This is a genomic window from Salinivibrio sp. HTSP (assembly GCF_003390965.1).
Classification (GTDB): domain Bacteria; phylum Pseudomonadota; class Gammaproteobacteria; order Enterobacterales; family Vibrionaceae; genus Salinivibrio; species Salinivibrio kushneri.
This window is the reverse complement of the sequence record NZ_PXUD01000077.1, coordinates 21,231-36,834: the sequence shown is the minus strand read 5'-3', so window position 1 is coordinate 36,834 and position 15,604 is coordinate 21,231. Positions and strand designations below refer to the sequence as shown.

Here is a 15,604-nt window from a genome sequence, read left to right as displayed (position 1 = left end):
ACAACAGACGGCGCTTATTCCCGAATAAGCGCCCAATTTTCTATTCTGGTTGCCAGATTTTTCGTGATAGCCAGTCTTCCATGCTAGGGTAGCGGTATCTTAGTAAGGGACTGGCTATGAACATTAAAAGCGTTCTGCTCGCTTTATTGGTGGTGCTGATCTGGGGCGTCAACTTTTCCGTCATTAAAGTTGGGCTGGAAACCCTCCCACCCATTTTGTTTTCAGGATTACGATTTTTTATCGTCGCCTTGCCGGCGGTATTTTTTATTCCGCGTCCTAAGGTAAAACTTTGGCAACTATTCGCGGTGGGACTGAGTCTGGGCGTGATTAAATTTAGTTTGTTGTTTATTGCCATGCAGGACGATGCCTCAGCGGGTATCGCCTCGTTGCTATTACAATCACAAGTGATTTTTACCATTGCGTTAAGCGCCCTGCTCCTTAAAGAACATATTACCTTGCCGCAACGCATCGGACTTGCTGTTGCCTTTATCGGCTTTGGGCTCTTCTTCGTCACGTCAACGGGGAGCGCAACACTCACAGGGGTGGCGATGATTGTTGCCGCTGGCTTTTTCTGGGCCATCGCCAACATGGCGATGAAACAAATGCCAGGCGTCAACCTGATGCACTTTATGGTTTGGGTCAGCTTAATCCCACCGCTGCCACTGTTTGCCCTTTCGTACTGGTTTGAGAGTCATCAACCTCTTGCGCTATTACAAGCGACACCGTTATCCGGATGGATATCAATTGCTTATGTGGGTTACTTGTCTACACTGGTAGCGTTCGCTATCTGGGGATGGTTACTCAACCAGCACACCTCGGCCTCGGTCACCCCGTTTGCGCTATTAATCCCGATTGTCGGTATGGCGGCCGCATCGATCGGGTTGGGAGAATCCTTATCGCTGATTGAGTGGATTGGGGCGGCCTTGATTGTTACTGGCTTGAGCCTGTCAGTATTGGGTCGGCGCATTGGCCGCTGGTTGGGACTAAAAACCCGTGCCAGACCTACTTCTGCGCTGTAAGTGATTTACTCGGCCACCACTGATTAAGCAACCTGCCACCCAACGACGGCTGATACCGCCAGCAATAATCAAACATAGCCATTAGGCTGGGATTGCCATATTTGGACAGGCTGACGGCATGAAAGCGATTGTGGTTGGCTTTCAGTGTCTCAACCTTGTTGCTCATCGCATCCGATTGCTTAGGCGCGATAAAATCTGACACCACCACTAGATCGGCGTTTTGATAGCGATCGCTTTCCATCAGATTGAGCGCTTTATCAATGACTGGCGTCATATCTGTGCCGCCATGAAAACGGTAGGAGAGAAAGCTCATCGCTTCTTGCAAACCACGCTCACCGGTTAACTCGTAGCTAATATGGTCAGTGGAAAACAGCATCACGTAGCAGTCTCGGTGCTCGGTGGCGGCAATTCGCATCAGCACGTACGCGAGGGCTTTAGCACACTGCTCTGGAAAACCACTCATTGAGCCTGAGGCATCCACGGCAATGATAAACGGCCCTTTCTTTTGTTCCGGCTTAGATTGACTCGGCGCCTGTGTCTCGACTTTTTTACGACGATAAGCCTTACCGGAAAACTGATAATTGAGGAGCTGTTTGTCGACCAGTTGCTTGTAAAACACCACTTCAAGCGCTGGATCCGCGAGCAACACTGCTTCATTGGGCAACAAGCGATCAACCCGATCACTTTGGCAAATCCCCGTGATATCGTCCGGCACATCCACCTGACGCTCTGGTTTGGTTTTCAGGGTTTCAGTGGGCTGTTGGCTGGGCCCAGAAAGATTCACCTGATTGGCCATGCGCCCGAGTTGTTCCGCAATAGCTTGAAGCTCCGGATTTTTCTCTAGAAACGTAATAAACCGTTTAAGCAAGGTGACGTCTTGCTGCGAAAGAGAGCTTGCCGCCATATCCCACAGCCGCCCCACTTTGCTGATATCGCCCGACTGATCGACACCATCCATTTGCTGATAGGTGGCTATGCGCCGATACAAGTCTTCAAGTAGCTTTTGTTTTTGCGCCTCAACACTGTCGGACTGATTTTTTTGTATTTCCGCTTTTAAATGCGCATGCCATTTGTTGCAAAAGTACGACTGAAACATCGGGTCGGCGTGCTGAGCTTGATGGGCGGCGAGCTTTTCCGCCTGCGGATAGAACGAAGAGACCGATTTTAACTGACTCAGTAAGGTATCAATCTCTTTTTCAAACGCGCGCGCGGTTTTTTCGGTGGCCTGCTCGTAGTATTGAATTTCTTGCTTCAGGGAGGCTGACAACCCTTGCTGCACCAGCTTGCGTTTTGTTTGCCCTCGCCAGCGGTGAAGCTGTTTTTTTACGGCTCGCTTAATCGCAGGGCTTCGTTCCGTCAACACCAGCAACTGGGGGTGAGACATCAACTCTGTCATCGCCGCATCCAGTAACCCAGACTCGGCGAGCATCAACCCCATGTTCAGGCTCTCAGCACTCAGCATGGCTCGCCCCTGAGAAGAACTCACCTAAGCGCGCTAAACGATTAACTTGGCGCTCTAGGTTATCGATCTGCGTTTTAACCTCATGTTCAACATCCACCAAACTCGCTGATGCGATTTCCAGCAGATCCGGTTGCGCAAATAAATGCGGTAACCCAGCATTGAGTTGACTGCGCGCGCGACGAATTAAAAACTGTGCGTGTTGCAATTGCTCAAGCGCCTGATCGGTTTGTTGCTTCCAATCTGCTAGCTGCGATTCGCTGGGATCGTTAACCCCCACCAAGGCCATCGGCACCGGCCGATTAGCGATATCTTTAATGACCAAGGCGTGCTGCGCATCCCACTCTAACGTGAGCCGGCACAGGTGATTGTTTTTATTCACATAGCCATATAAGTCTGTGCTGCCTGTTTTTAACTTTTTCTCAATGTCGGACGCATCGAGATATACCCAGCGACTGTCACCTTTTTCTTGCTCTGACACCGATGGGTTGGCCCGAAGTAGGACTAAACGCACCAAGTCTCGACTTTGGTTGACCGTGAAGCGAGGCGACTGACTCACGTCAATCATTGCTTTGCGCGTGAGTCCAGCGGTGGCCGTCTCTTGTCTATAGGTCAGCGCCTCAGCCGTATCTTGCTCAATCTCTTCTAACGCCACTTTGACGTCATCGATCAAAGCGAGTACTTCTTGTTGATCGAACAGCACCTCTTTGGCAAATGCCTGCATCACGGTTTGCACCACATCGCGCGATTCTGGGCTATGCCATAGACAGTCTTCCAGTAACAATAAGTCCAGTGGAGCGACTTCGTCACGACCATTGAAAAAAGCGGCCGCTTTTAGCAAACGCACTGCTTTTTTCCACCGGCGATCCGACACATAAAGCTCACTTGGATCGAACTGTGATTGCTCACTGCCGGCATTTTCTACCCGTTGTTTTAGGGTGTAGAGTTTTTCGAATATCGCATCGGGCAGATCCAGTGTGGGAATAATGGTCTGCCAATGCTGATATTCTTGATGGCTAATTTTCAACTTATCGGCCACCGTTGCTTCATCCTGGCTGGGCTCGGTAAGCATCAGTTTGAAGTTTTTCTTCTCTTGGATCCGATTGACGAACACTCGTAGCAACATGCGATCGTACAAGGCATCGAGCCCACTGTCCGGCTCGGGTAATTCGTTGGACGCAGTCACCAATAAACGCATAGGAACAGGATAAACATGCTCGCCATTTTTGAAGGTGCGTTCGTTGACCACGGTCAGCAAGGTGTTGAGGATCGCCGGCCCTGCTTTCCATATTTCGTCCAAGAAGACCACGTCGGCATTGGGCAAATAGCCATCGGTCAAGCGTACATATTTACCTTCATCTTTCAGCGCCTGAATCGAGAGCGGGCCAAATACTTCTTCCGGCGTGGAAAATCGAGTCATCAAGTATTCAAAAAACTGGCTGTTATCAAATGCCTCAATCAATCGTTTAGCGATATAACTTTTCGCAATCCCGGGTGGACCCAGTAAGAAGATACTTTCACCGGCAAGCGCGGCCAACAAACACATCTTGATAGTATGTTCGCGTTCGTACACGCCGCTAGAAAGCGCATTGATGAGGCTGGCTATACGTTCAGGTAGCAAAGCTCGTTGACTGACGGTGGCAAGGTTTTGAGACAAGTGATACTCCGATTTTCATCGCTATATGGGGTATGTTTGTGCTTGATAACCTCGAAGCGCTTGTTGGTTTAATCATGGCAAGCCAAGCGCTATTTACCATTAACCGGCCGACTAACCGCACAAAAAACACACTACTATGTAAAATAATATTAATTAATGTATCGATATATCATTAGCACACTTGTCAGATAGTGACATAGATCACTCTCAAGTCAATCTTGTGACACACCTCCTTGTCGTTGCTTGCGGATTAACCTGCTTTGACAACGGGCCAGTGTGAGTGCCCGCCCCACTCGGTCCATGAGCCATCGTAAACCGCCACAGGGTAGGCGAAATAGTGCTCAGCGACAGCGGCCAAGATGCACGCGGTAACCCCCGAGCCACAGCTCGCCACGTTGACCCGCGTATCGCTTAAGTGAGGTAACAAGATCGTTCGTGCTTCACCCTCACTGATCACAAAGCCACGTGGGTCAGTCAAGTTGGCAAAAGGGAGGTTGGTTGCGCCTGGCATATGGCCGCTACGCACACCCTCTCTCGGTTCAGGGACGTCGCCATAAAAGCGCGTTTCAGGACGCACATCAATCACATTCATCACGGCGAGTTTGTCTGCCAAGGTGGCACCATCCATATAGCGGTAGGGTTTAAACTGCGTCTGATAGGTCGCTTCGACACGTGGCTGCGGCGGGGTGTTATCAATCAGCCCCTCTGAGACCATCCATGCAGGTAGCCCACCATTCAGGATAAACACATCTTGATGACCCATCACCTTGCACATCCACCATGCCCGCGCGGCAGAAAACAATCCTTGGGTATCATACACCACCAAGGTATCTTGCGACGCAATGCCTAGTGCGCCCATCTGATGGGCAAAGCTGTCCTCATCAGGCAGCATATGGGGCAAGCTCGAGGCAGAATCCTTAATACGACCGTCGAAGTCGAAATACACGGCGCCCGGAATCCGCCGTTGTTGCCACTCTTGAAAGCCGTCTCTCGATACATCTGGCATAAACCAACTGGCATCGACAGGGATCACGGTATCAAGGCGTTGGGCCAGCCACTCGGCAGTTACAAACACTGACATGTTGACAGTTCCTTTTCATCGTTGATTGACGGCTTACCACCCTTTCACAAGATATTGACCTTTCTCATCTGGTGTCAGCCTGCGTTTTTACTCATACTGAGAGCCTCGCATTGAAGATGCAACTCAATGAGGATGTGAATGACACCGTCTCGCGTGATCAGTGGCACTATTTTACTGTTTCCCACTTTGCTACTTGCGCCAAGTGCAGCCTTGGCGGCTGGCTTTGGATTAACGATTGAAAACGACAGCCCATTGGGGGTCGACAACCAATACACCAGCGGCGTTTATGCCCACTGGCATGCGGATTGGTCTGATGATTTGCGCACCACATCGGTTAAGCCGATTCGTTGGTTTGCCGAGCAACTTCCGCTCAATGAAGCAGCAAGACAAGGCTGGAGTGTGGATATTGGGCAAATGATGTGGACGCCCAATGATATCGAATTGAAAAAACCTCAACCCGGGGAACGTCCTTATGCAGGGTTGATATTTATCGAACCCGGTCTCTACCAGCAGACGCCAGAACGGGTCGATAAGTGGTCACTAATGCTTGGTATGGTTGGCCCCGCCTCACAAACCGAAGAAGGACAGTCTTACGTTCATGACCTCATCGACTCGCCCGACCCAAAAGGCTGGGACTATCAAGTGGAAAATACCCCAGTGGCGCAGCTTGCCTATGAACGCCACCAGCTTTTACACCGTAGCGAGCATCAAGAATGGGGTGTGACAGGCCGAGCGGATATCGGCAACTTCCGTAGTGAGTTGTCAGCAGGCCTTAGCTACCGAGTGGGACTGGATCTTGCTAACACCTACGGTGGCATTAGCTTCGAGCCTGGCCGGCACCTCGATAGCCGCTTGTTTGAAGCCAGTGAAAAAGGCGCCTTCTTGTATACCGCTATCCAAGGACGCTATCGTGCCAATGACATCACCATCAATGGCGATAAACCGCCAGAAAATGCAGATATCGACATGACCCACTGGCAAGCCAGTGCCGCAGCGGGCGTGGCGTTTTATCAACCCCGCTGGGGCACGGATATCAGCGTCGTACTGCATACCAAGGATTATGAGCAAGCGATCGATAACACTTATAGTTACGTGTCCTGGACCGTGCACTATCGCTATTAGTAATAGTGCGATTCCCTCTCCCACTATCGTGAGGGAGCCGCCGCCGTTTTCGCACTGCGCGATAGCGTTAACTTATCGGAGAATTTCATCCACAATAGAGACGCGAGAATCATCACAATACCCAACCACTGAAGCGGTTGTAGCGTCTCGTCAATCCAGAGTACCCCTAGGGTCACGGCCGTGAGCGGATTAAGGAACATGATAATCGATTGGCGATTAGGCCCTAGCACGGTAATAGAGCGGATATAGGCCCAATAACCGACAGCCGTATTGAGCACAATCACCCATATTAAACCTGGCACCGCGTGCAGAGTTGGCGCTTGTGGTGGCCCCGCTAGGCTCCAGGCAAAGGGGATTAACATCGCACCACCCAATACCAACTGCCACGCGGTCAAACCAAAGATATCTTTGGCTTCCCATCGCTTCATCCACAATGTTGACTGTGCGACAAAGAAGGTTGCTAGTAGCATGGCGCCCGCCCCTACCCAGTCTATGTTTGTGGACGGGTTAAGCAACAATCCCACCCCGACAAGCCCAAGTAATGCCAAGCTAAGCAGCTTAGGCTCTGGCCGTTTTCCCTCCGTTAACCACTGCAAGAGCATCAAAACGAGCGGTAAGGTGGCCCCTAACGTGCCCGCTACTGCGCCCGGTAGTCGATATGCCGCGACAAATAACAGTAAAAAGAAAGCAGCAATATTGAAAAAGCTCACTGCGAGCATTCTCGGCAAACTCAAGGGTAAACCACGGCGACTGATCAACAGCATTAAGATCCCGGCAGGCAGCGCCCGCCAGACCGCCATCCAGTAAGGGGAAAGATCCCCCAAGTACAATGCAACTGCCGAATAAGTACTTCCCCAAAAAATGGGGGCGAGAATCGCAATAAAATAATGCATCACCTGTCTCCATTTATCTTTATATGAAGATAGATTAGCCGACAAATTGATCAGCATCAAGTATCTTTATAAAAAGATAAATGGTTGTGGGCGAAGAACGCCAGCGTAATCATGTAGAGCTGCTATGCTTATTTATCGGTAAAACAGGGGGATACTAGAATGATTAACACCGAAAATGCCGTCGTTTTGTTGATTGATATGCAAGGCAAGTTGGCGCAAAAAGTAGTGGGAAGCGAGGAGTTACACCAAAACGTGGCTCAACTATTACGTGGGTGCCAACACTTCGATATACCTGTCGTTTGGGTAGAACAACTGCCTGAAAAGCTTGGCGCAACAACGTCAGTACTCGCCGACCTCATGCCAGACAACACACCGATAGCTAAGCATACATTTAGCGCTTTTGCCGAGCCGCAAGTTGAGCAGGTACTGAATTCACTTAACCGCAAACAAGTGATTTTATGTGGCATTGAGACACATGTTTGTGTGTATCAAACCGCCTGTGATCTACTTCGCCATCACTATCATGTGCACCTTGTCACCGATGCGACGTCATCCTGTCAGCCTGCTCACTACCAAAGTGGCATCACGATGATGCAACAGCATGGCGCCTGGGTCACCGTGGTCGAAGCCTTGTTGTTTGAATGGCAACAACACGCAGGGGGGCCAGACTTTAAAGCGTTTTTGTCACTCATCAAGTGATCACTCAGTAGATCTCTAATGATTTGTATCACGTAGTGGAGGGCGTTAGGCGCAAATATCGATTTAAGAAAACGAAAAATGAGACTTGTGCCGCATTATTATCCTAACAATTTAATTAGTGGTCTAATATTATTTGGAACGCATGTTTGAAAAGGAAAGGAAGCATATGTACAAACGATTACTCTCAGCCGCTATTCTCTCGCTCTCGGCATTACCGGCCAGCGCAGATGATCACGCCTGTGGCAAAGTCACCATCGCTGACATGAATTGGAACTCTGCCAGCCTGATTGCCAACATTGATCAGTTTATTTTAGAGCATGGCTACGGCTGCGATGCCGAGCTTGTGCCTGGTGATACCATGCCAACGGGCACCTCGATGATTGAAAAAGGTGAACCCGACATTGCGCCCGAGTTTTGGAGTAACTCGATGCGCGAAGGCCTACAACGCGGTATCGATGAAGGGCGAGTTCGCTACGCAGGTAGTGCATTTGTTGAAGGCGGCGAAGAAGGCTTTTGGATCCCGCGTTATATGGTCGAAAAGCATCCTGAACTGAAGACTATTTCAGGGATCAAAGCGAACGCTGATTTATTTCCCCACCCAGAAGATGCCTCAAAGTCTGCTTTTTATGGCTGCCCCGCGGGCTGGAGCTGCCAAATTACTTCAGAAAACCAATTTGAGGCTTTAGATCTGGCTGACAGCGGCTTTGAAATTGTCGATCCGGGCTCTGGTGCAGGCCTTGCCGGCTCAATCGCCAAAGCTTACGAACGCGAAGAAGCATGGTTCGGTTATTACTGGGCACCGACAGCGGTATTGGGTAAATATGATATGGTCAAGGTGGACTTTGAAACAGGCACAGACGTACAGCACTACAAAGACTGTATTACCGCCAATGATTGTATGGATCCGAAAGCGACCATGTATCCGGCGGCTGACGTTGACACCGTAGTAACAGAACGCTTTGCCACTCGCGCCCCCGAGGCGCTGACATATTTAAAACAACGTGGTTTCACCAATGACCAAATGAATGGTTTACTCGCCTGGATGGAGGACAATCAGGCCGATGGGGAATATGCGATGACCAACTTCCTCATTAACCATGAAGACATTTGGACACAATGGGTGCCCAGTGACGTCGCTGAAAAAGTAAAAGACGCTCTGTAACCTTGCAACAGTCAGCGTGGTACTGCCGCTGCGCTGACTCTCCTTTAGCAGTATAGGAACAATAACAATGGCTGATTCATGGCTAACGGAAGTGCCAGAAATGAGCAGGCGCGATCTGCTCGCTATTCGACAAACACTCGACGGCGCATATCGCAACTTCTCTCGCGAATATGGTGAAGGTATTGAAGCCTTCTTTGACCCCCTCCTCCACTTTCTTGTTTGGTTCGAAGACTTGCTCCTCGCCACACCTTGGTGGCTGGTAATTGCCGTACTGGCCGGTATCGCGTACCTCGCCAGTCGCTCTTGGAAGCTCCCAACAGCTGTGGTTGTTTCATTCACCCTGATTGCCTACTTAGGGATGTGGGAGGACACCATGAGCACCATGAGTATCATTTTGGTGTGTACACTGGTCGCGATTGGCGTGGGTGTGCCGATAGGCATTGCGATGTCCAAGTCCAATCGTACTCAGGCCATGGTCACGCCGTTACTGGATATTATGCAAACTATGCCCGCGTTTGTGTACTTAATCCCAGTGGTAATGCTATTAGGTATTGGCAAAATCCCCGGGGTTATCGCGGTGGTTATCTATGCCATCCCGCCAGTCATTCGTTTGACCAATCTGGGTATTCGGTTAGTCGACAAAGATGTGCTAGAAGCAGCAACCGCCTATGGCGCTAATGGTTTTCAACGTTTATTCCAGATCCAGCTCCCCTTGGCAATGCCAACCATCATGGCGGGCATTAACCAAACCATTATGATGGCCTTGGCGATGGTGGTCATTGCCTCGATGATTGGCGTTTCAGGCCTTGGACAACCTGTGCTTAAATCGATTACCAATCAATACTTTACCTTGGGCCTTCTCAACGGTCTCGCGATTGTGGTGATTGCGATTATTTTCGATCGTGTGTCTCAAAGCTACGCCAAACGTTCCCAGCAGCATCTCAAAGGAGGCGATCATGACTAAGCCAGTGCAGGACACCTTAATTGAGATCCAGGGCCTATATAAAGTGTTTGGCGACCACCCGCAAAAGGTCATGCCTGCGGTCAAAGCAGGAAAAAGTAAAGACGCCTTATTGCAAGAAACAGGGCACACCATTGGCCTCAGTGATATCAACCTATCTATTCGCCGCGGGGAGGTCTTTGTGATCATGGGCCTATCGGGCTCCGGCAAATCAACCTTGATTCGTCATTTCAATCGCTTGATAGATCCCACCGAAGGTGAAATCCGCGTGGAAGGCACCGATATCATGAAGCACTCGCAAAAAGAGTTGCAGGCGTTTCGACGCCATAAGATGTCCATGGTGTTTCAACGTTTTGGCCTACTCCCGCACCGCACAGTAAGAGAAAATGTTGGGTTTGGTTTGCGAATCCAAGGGGAAGGAAAAACGCAACGCGATCAAAAAGCGGATCAATGGTTGTCGACTGTGGGTCTTGACGGCTACGCCGATCAATATCCGGCACAATTATCTGGCGGGCAACAGCAACGTGTCGGCCTCGCGCGCGCCCTCTGCACCGATGCAGAAATTTTGCTGATGGATGAAGCATTTTCCGCGCTTGATCCGCTCATTCGCAGTGAGATGCAAGACCAGCTGATAGAACTGCAGGAAAAATTGCACAAGACCATTATTTTTATTACTCATGATCTTGATGAAGCCTTGCGGCTGGGCGACCGTATTGCCATTTTACGTGATGGTAAGCTCGTGCAAGTGGGTGAGCCGGTCGATATCTTGCTCCAACCGGCCGATGACTATGTCGAAGCCTTCGTAAAAGACGTTAACCGTGCTCGCGCATTAACGGTCGAAACCGTAATGCAGCCACAAATCTGCCGCATCAGTGCCAATACGATTGGCGATGCGATTCAGCAGATGCGTCAACAAAAAGCCAATTATGGCTATTACATCACAGAAGACGGCTATCAAGGCACATTAAGCCAAAAAAACCTCAGTGATAAAGATCCAAGCGGTGATATTGAGGCAAGCCTCCTTGAAGACGTACCGGCCATTGAGCAAGACTCGTTATTAGAAACCGTCATCCCAGATACATTGGAGTCCAAATGGCCGCTCCCCGTGTTTGATAATCAAGGCGAGCTTATAGGCCATCTATCCAGACAGACGGTCGCAAACATTCTCAGTGAAAGCACTCAGAAAGGGTCTGCGTTATCTGAGGATCAAAACTCACCGAAAAAGGCCAGCTAGCAACCAATACACCATCATTCGCTGTGAAAGCGCCCCTCCAGTCGGGCGCTTTTTTCTTGTCGTTACGTCTGCTTTGTACTTTTTTAGCCCTCTTCTGGGGCTGCACCTGCTCCACGTTCAAATAAATGAACGGTGATCTCACTCCCAAATCACATTATTGAGACACCTGTCATTCTAATGAAACAGTGGCTCCTTAATCTGCGGCGCATCATTAGATTAGGCAGTTGACAGGAAGTACCATGAGCGTAAGACAGCGGTTATTGATCGCCTTCACCCTCTTTCTCGCCTCGACCATCGGACTTGGTAGTCTCGCACTTTGGATATCGGCCCGCTCCGCAGATGCCTCAGCCGAATATGTAAATCATCAACTTCCCGAAGTATGGGCGCTTTTAGCTCTTGAGCGGGATCACCGCGATCTCGTCAATCTGTCGCAAAAAATCAAAGCACAAGTCTTGTTTTGGAACGAGATCACCCCTGAGTTTGAAAAACTTCAGCAGCGCTATCAACAGAGCTGGCAAGCGCTATCACAGTATCCGTCTTTGTCGGATTGGCGTGCCGAACAGCAAGAAGGTAAAAAGAAGTTTGACCAATACCTCACCAAGCTTGCTAAAACGGTCGACAGTAAAAGCTTTTACGATGCAGGGCGTCTTGTGGACTTTGATCTCTATCCTGCCGTTGACCCCATGTTAGCAGCCATCAACGAAAAGCTGACCGAGCGTCAAGATAATGCGAAAAACTCTGCCAGTGCGCTTATTACTTTTTTGCATCAGCAATCGAACATTGTCTATATCGGTTGTGGGATCACACTACTGCTGGCCTTGGGACTGATGACGTGGCTGCGAAAAACCGTGGTGGTGCGTCTGGATCATATTGCTACGTCCCTAACGGATATCGATAAGCGCTCCGATCTCTCCGTGCGTTTATTCGATAAGTATCAGGATGAAGTCAGTGCCGTCGCTCGCGCATCAAATAACTTGCTCGATAAGTTCAGTCACTTTGTTACCGATATACAATCGCGAACATCAGCGCTTGATCAACAGTCGGATACGTTAGACCAACAAAGTACCCAAGTGGCGACGATTAACCAGCAAACACGGCAAAACGTTAACGATGTCGCGCAATCGCTAACCGTTATGGAAAGCGCAACCACGGAAATTGCCAACGCCATTCATGATACCCGTGAATACATCGGCAAAGTCTCTCAAGACAACGATGAAATTCAAACACAAATGAGTGCGACAGAAGCCTCAATTGCCCATAGCGTCAAAGTGGTTGAAAACGTCTCGAGTACCATGGCAACGCTGAAACAAACCAGTAACCAAATCGCCGGCGTCATGGATGTGATTGAGGGCATTGCAGAACAAACCAACTTGCTCGCCCTCAATGCTGCGATTGAAGCCGCGCGCGCCGGTGAGCATGGGAGAGGCTTTGCCGTCGTCGCTGATGAAGTGAGAAGTTTGTCTCAACGCACAGCTCAATCAACTGGCGACATTCGAGGTTGGATCAATGATTTACTCGGCCAAGTCGATACCGCCAATACCCTGCTAACGGAAACACAGTCAGCCAGTGCTGACAATCAGCAAGCCAGTGTCCGACTGCAGAGCTATTTAGGCGAGATGCACACCACCTTCCAGGGGCTTGAACAGCTCAGTGCGGAAGTGGAAGCCGCTCTGGAATCTCAGCATAAAGAAATTGCTCACCTCACCCAGCAGCGTCGCGCGCTCAAACAAGGTAGCCAGTCACTCACCGATGCAATCGATACCACCAGTGATGTCAGTGGCCAGTTAAGCCATCAATCCAGCGCGTTGACACAGTTAACTGACCAATTTCAAACCTAACGGCCTGGTTTGATAACCGCTTCGCAGTGTATAGAGGACGCCCCTTTTTCACAGGGGCGATTTGGCTCAAGCATTATTAATGCGTGCGAAACCGGCCGCCAGATCGGCAATCAGATCGTCAACGTCCTCTAAGCCGATATGTAGCCTGACAAGCGTGCCGGAAAAATCCACCTTACCCACAGGGCGGATGCGATTGAGTTGCTCTGGCTGATTGGCCAACAATAACGACTCAAAGCCGCCCCATGAATAAGCCATACTGAAATGCTGCAAATGATCACAAAAAGCGTCTAATTGCGCATCAGACAAACGCTGCGCAAACACAAACGAAAAGAGGCCATTACTGCCTATAAAGTCTCGCGCGAAATAGCGGTGCCCGGGACAGTCGGCAAATGCAGGATGGAGCACGCTTGCCACTTCCGTTTGCTCATTCAACCAATTAGCCACCTGTAAGGCATTTTCCTGATGCTGGGCAAGTCGCACATCGAGCGTTCTTAATCCACGAGCGGCTTGGTAAGCAGTATCAGGATCGACCGTTTGCCCCATTAAATAGGCACGCTCACGCAAGGTTGGCCAGCAGCGGGCATTGGCAACCGCGGTACCTAGCATATTATCCGAATGACCAATAATATACTTGGTCCCGGACTGAATCGAAATATCTACGCCTTGCACTAACGGTTGATACAAGCGACCTGCTGCCCAAGTGTTATCCATCATGATGATCGCATCTGGCGCTCTTTCTCTTACCGCTTGAACGATTGCTGGCGTATCGTGCACTTCCATGGTGTAAGAGCCGGGTGACTCCAGAAACACAACCCGTGTATTTGGCGTGATACGTTGACCAATCTCCGCGCCCTCGAGAGGATCAAAATACTCAGTCTTCACCTGCATATCGGCTAGAATTTTCTGGCAAAAATCTTGGGTTGGTTCATACGCCGATCCTGAGACCAAAATATGGTCACCGGTTTTCACAAACGCGAGGATACTGTTTGCGATGGCCGCTGCACCACAGGGAAAGAGTGCACATCCCGCGCCTTGCTCAAGCTCGGTCATGGCATCTTGCAGCGCAAAATGGGTGGTGGTTCCTCGTCGACCATAGAACAAGGTTTGTTGGTGACGATTGACAATCGCGTGCTTCTTCTCAGCTAACGTATCGAAAACAATTGAAGAGGCACGTTGTACGACTGGGTTGACCCCACCAAGGGTATAGGCTTTACGGCGTCCAGCATGTATTAGCTGTGTACGACTGTATTTCTTTTCCATCGTTCACTCATCCTAGGTTGACTAACTTATAGCCTACGGGTTTACACAAAGGCAGTAAAGACATTTAGATGGCTAAAAATAGATTTTATGACATCGATTTGGCTATATGTCATAGCGCTCAGCACTAACTCATTCAGCCTATTGATATTCGCGATCCATATTGATTACAGTACTAAGTAGATCACAGTTTCGCTATTCTCTCCTGGCACCACTAAAGAAACGTATATACATTGTATATCTAAAAGATAGGCGTATTGGCATGGCAAAAAAAGAAAAAGCAAAGAAAGACAGCCAGTTACTAATAAGAATCAATAGCGAGCAACGCGATGCCTTCTTAGAGGCCTGCGACGAACTGGACACATCCGCAGCACGTGAAATACGCCGATTTATTAAACAGTTTTTAAAAGACCACGAAACGAATAAATCATCGTGATCACACTTGGGGTGGACATGCCGGCCCCGTCCACAGCATTGAAGCTGTACTGCAGTGGCAAACGCTTCGGCAAATCATCATTAAGGAGAGAAATCATGGCGAAAGCGTCGAAAAAAGATCTGAAAAAATCAATTAAGAAAACAAAAGCGAAAGTTGCGAAGCAGGAAAACAAGCTGAAGAAGCTTAAAAAGCAACTAAAAAAAGCCTAAATCACAGGCTGATACGCAATAAAAAGCTCGGCACTGTGACCGAGCTTTTTCATGTCATCAACAGCGATTGGTCGTGTTCGGGCACTGAACGTGTCTCTCACTCCGGCAATGCAGGCTCCACCGTAAATCGTCCAACATCAACGCCCACCACTTTGACCTGATCGCCAGCCAGCAATGTGCAATCACTGGCGGCCGAACTTAGTTGCAGTTGCCAAGTGACACCTGAGTATTTTACCGTCGATGTTTGCTCTCGGCTCAACGGCTCACTGAGCGTCAAGGTCAATCCGATAAAATCACTATGGCGATTATCCGGGCGTCGTCCGCCCCGTTGTAACTGTTTAAGTGGCCGCCACAGCATGGCAGTTAACAAGCCTGCACCTATCCCGGTGCTGCTAAATAACGCCGTCACCGTTTCTGGCACAACGCCGACCATCGCCAAGAGTCCCACCAAAATAGCAGCAACACCGGTTGCCAATAACACAATGGTCGATAAACCCAGTAGCCAGACTTCAACGGCTAACAGTAACAAGCCCACAATCACGGTTAATTCTGCAAGGTAGATACTCACACTAAACAT

15 protein-coding genes are annotated in these 15,604 nt (G+C 49.6%); 9 read left to right on the top strand and 6 right to left on the bottom strand.

Going from position 1 to position 15,604, the window contains the following annotated elements:
* The first annotated feature begins 116 nt into the window (after positions 1–116).
* Complete coding sequence (locus C7A19_RS13415; protein ID WP_116645108.1) at positions 117–1,019, top strand: EamA family transporter; 903 nt, start codon at positions 117–119, stop codon at positions 1,017–1,019.
* Here C7A19_RS13415 and viaA read toward each other — a convergent pair.
* The 3 genes from viaA to C7A19_RS13400 form a co-directional block, all read right to left on the bottom strand.
* A complete protein-coding gene (gene viaA / locus C7A19_RS13410; protein WP_116645107.1) occupies positions 1,003–2,481 on the bottom strand; it encodes an ATPase RavA stimulator ViaA in 1,479 nt (492 codons plus the stop codon). The two genes, C7A19_RS13415 and viaA, sit on opposite strands and share 17 nt — an antisense overlap.
* Positions 2,468–4,135, bottom strand: coding sequence for an AAA family ATPase (locus C7A19_RS13405; protein ID WP_235614314.1), 1,668 nt, complete (start codon positions 4,133–4,135; stop codon positions 2,468–2,470). Before C7A19_RS13405 ends, viaA begins: the two co-directional genes overlap by 14 nt.
* 250 nt (positions 4,136–4,385) lie before the next feature.
* The gene (locus C7A19_RS13400) at positions 4,386–5,216 is read right to left on the bottom strand and encodes a rhodanese-like domain-containing protein (protein WP_116645106.1); all 831 of its coding nucleotides are present in this window, start codon (positions 5,214–5,216) and stop codon (positions 4,386–4,388) included.
* 138 nt (positions 5,217–5,354) lie between these two features.
* Between C7A19_RS13400 and C7A19_RS13395 the strand changes: the two genes are divergently transcribed.
* A complete protein-coding gene (locus C7A19_RS13395; protein WP_077484919.1) occupies positions 5,355–6,338 on the top strand; it encodes a lipid A deacylase LpxR family protein in 984 nt (327 codons plus the stop codon).
* 23 nt (positions 6,339–6,361) lie between these two features.
* On the opposite strand, the gene C7A19_RS13390 is transcribed toward C7A19_RS13395, so the two are convergent.
* On the bottom strand, positions 6,362–7,231 hold the full coding sequence (locus tag C7A19_RS13390) for an EamA family transporter (protein WP_235614313.1): 870 nt from the start codon (positions 7,229–7,231) through the stop codon (positions 6,362–6,364).
* A gap of 159 nt (positions 7,232–7,390) precedes the next feature.
* On the opposite strand from C7A19_RS13390, the gene C7A19_RS13385 reads away from it, so the two are divergent.
* The 5 genes from C7A19_RS13385 to C7A19_RS13365 all read left to right on the top strand — a co-directional run bounded on the left by C7A19_RS13385 (position 7,391) and on the right by C7A19_RS13365 (position 13,125).
* A complete protein-coding gene (locus C7A19_RS13385; RefSeq protein ID WP_077521740.1) occupies positions 7,391–7,930 on the top strand; it encodes an isochorismatase family protein in 540 nt (179 codons plus the stop codon).
* 166 nt (positions 7,931–8,096) lie between these two features.
* The gene (locus C7A19_RS13380; protein WP_069362855.1) at positions 8,097–9,092 is read left to right on the top strand and encodes an ABC transporter substrate-binding protein; all 996 of its coding nucleotides are present in this window, start codon (positions 8,097–8,099) and stop codon (positions 9,090–9,092) included.
* A 67-nt stretch (positions 9,093–9,159) separates the two neighbouring features.
* Entirely contained in the window at positions 9,160–10,056 is an 897-nt protein-coding gene (locus tag C7A19_RS13375; protein WP_069362854.1) for a proline/glycine betaine ABC transporter permease, read from the top strand.
* Positions 10,049–11,287: a glycine betaine/L-proline ABC transporter ATP-binding protein gene (locus C7A19_RS13370; protein ID WP_077521738.1), complete on the top strand. Its 1,239-nt coding sequence runs from the start codon at positions 10,049–10,051 to the stop codon at positions 11,285–11,287. The genes C7A19_RS13375 and C7A19_RS13370 overlap by 8 nt, the downstream gene beginning before the upstream one ends.
* A 239-nt stretch (positions 11,288–11,526) precedes the next feature.
* Positions 11,527–13,125, top strand: a complete 1,599-nt coding sequence (locus tag C7A19_RS13365; RefSeq protein WP_116645105.1) for a methyl-accepting chemotaxis protein — start codon at positions 11,527–11,529, stop codon at positions 13,123–13,125.
* Positions 13,126–13,191: 66 nt separating this feature from the next.
* Here the strand turns inward: C7A19_RS13365 and metC are convergent, their stop codons facing one another.
* The gene (gene metC, locus C7A19_RS13360) at positions 13,192–14,385 is read right to left on the bottom strand and encodes a cystathionine beta-lyase (RefSeq protein WP_116645104.1); all 1,194 of its coding nucleotides are present in this window, start codon (positions 14,383–14,385) and stop codon (positions 13,192–13,194) included.
* A gap of 259 nt (positions 14,386–14,644) precedes the next feature.
* On the opposite strand from metC, the gene C7A19_RS15695 reads away from it, so the two are divergent.
* A complete protein-coding gene (locus C7A19_RS15695) occupies positions 14,645–14,818 on the top strand; it encodes a hypothetical protein (protein ID WP_198534577.1) in 174 nt (57 codons plus the stop codon).
* Positions 14,815–15,027, top strand: a complete 213-nt coding sequence (locus C7A19_RS15550) for a hypothetical protein (protein ID WP_131825419.1) — start codon at positions 14,815–14,817, stop codon at positions 15,025–15,027. Before C7A19_RS15695 ends, C7A19_RS15550 begins: the two co-directional genes overlap by 4 nt.
* A 97-nt stretch (positions 15,028–15,124) precedes the next feature.
* On the opposite strand, the gene C7A19_RS13355 is transcribed toward C7A19_RS15550, so the two are convergent.
* On the bottom strand, positions 15,125–15,604 hold the full coding sequence (locus C7A19_RS13355; protein WP_069362850.1) for an NfeD family protein: 480 nt from the start codon (positions 15,602–15,604) through the stop codon (positions 15,125–15,127).

Coding starts and splice junctions, on each gene's coding strand:
- C7A19_RS13415 (WP_116645108.1), top strand. CDS start 117: ATGAACATTAAAAGCGTTCTGCTCGCTTTATTGGTGGTGCTGATCTGG.
- viaA (WP_116645107.1), bottom strand. CDS start 2,481: ATGCTGAGTGCTGAGAGCCTGAACATGGGGTTGATGCTCGCCGAGTCT.
- C7A19_RS13400 (WP_116645106.1), bottom strand. CDS start 5,216: ATGTCAGTGTTTGTAACTGCCGAGTGGCTGGCCCAACGCCTTGATACC.
- C7A19_RS13395 (WP_077484919.1), top strand. CDS start 5,355: ATGACACCGTCTCGCGTGATCAGTGGCACTATTTTACTGTTTCCCACT.
- C7A19_RS13390 (WP_235614313.1), bottom strand. CDS start 7,231: ATGCATTATTTTATTGCGATTCTCGCCCCCATTTTTTGGGGAAGTACT.
- C7A19_RS13385 (WP_077521740.1), top strand. CDS start 7,391: ATGATTAACACCGAAAATGCCGTCGTTTTGTTGATTGATATGCAAGGC.
- C7A19_RS13380 (WP_069362855.1), top strand. CDS start 8,097: ATGTACAAACGATTACTCTCAGCCGCTATTCTCTCGCTCTCGGCATTA.
- C7A19_RS13375 (WP_069362854.1), top strand. CDS start 9,160: ATGGCTGATTCATGGCTAACGGAAGTGCCAGAAATGAGCAGGCGCGAT.
- C7A19_RS13370 (WP_077521738.1), top strand. CDS start 10,049: ATGACTAAGCCAGTGCAGGACACCTTAATTGAGATCCAGGGCCTATAT.
- C7A19_RS13365 (WP_116645105.1), top strand. CDS start 11,527: ATGAGCGTAAGACAGCGGTTATTGATCGCCTTCACCCTCTTTCTCGCC.
- metC (WP_116645104.1), bottom strand. CDS start 14,385: ATGGAAAAGAAATACAGTCGTACACAGCTAATACATGCTGGACGCCGT.
- C7A19_RS15695 (WP_198534577.1), top strand. CDS start 14,645: ATGGCAAAAAAAGAAAAAGCAAAGAAAGACAGCCAGTTACTAATAAGA.
- C7A19_RS13355 (WP_069362850.1), bottom strand. CDS start 15,604: ATGTTTAGTGTGAGTATCTACCTTGCAGAATTAACCGTGATTGTGGGC.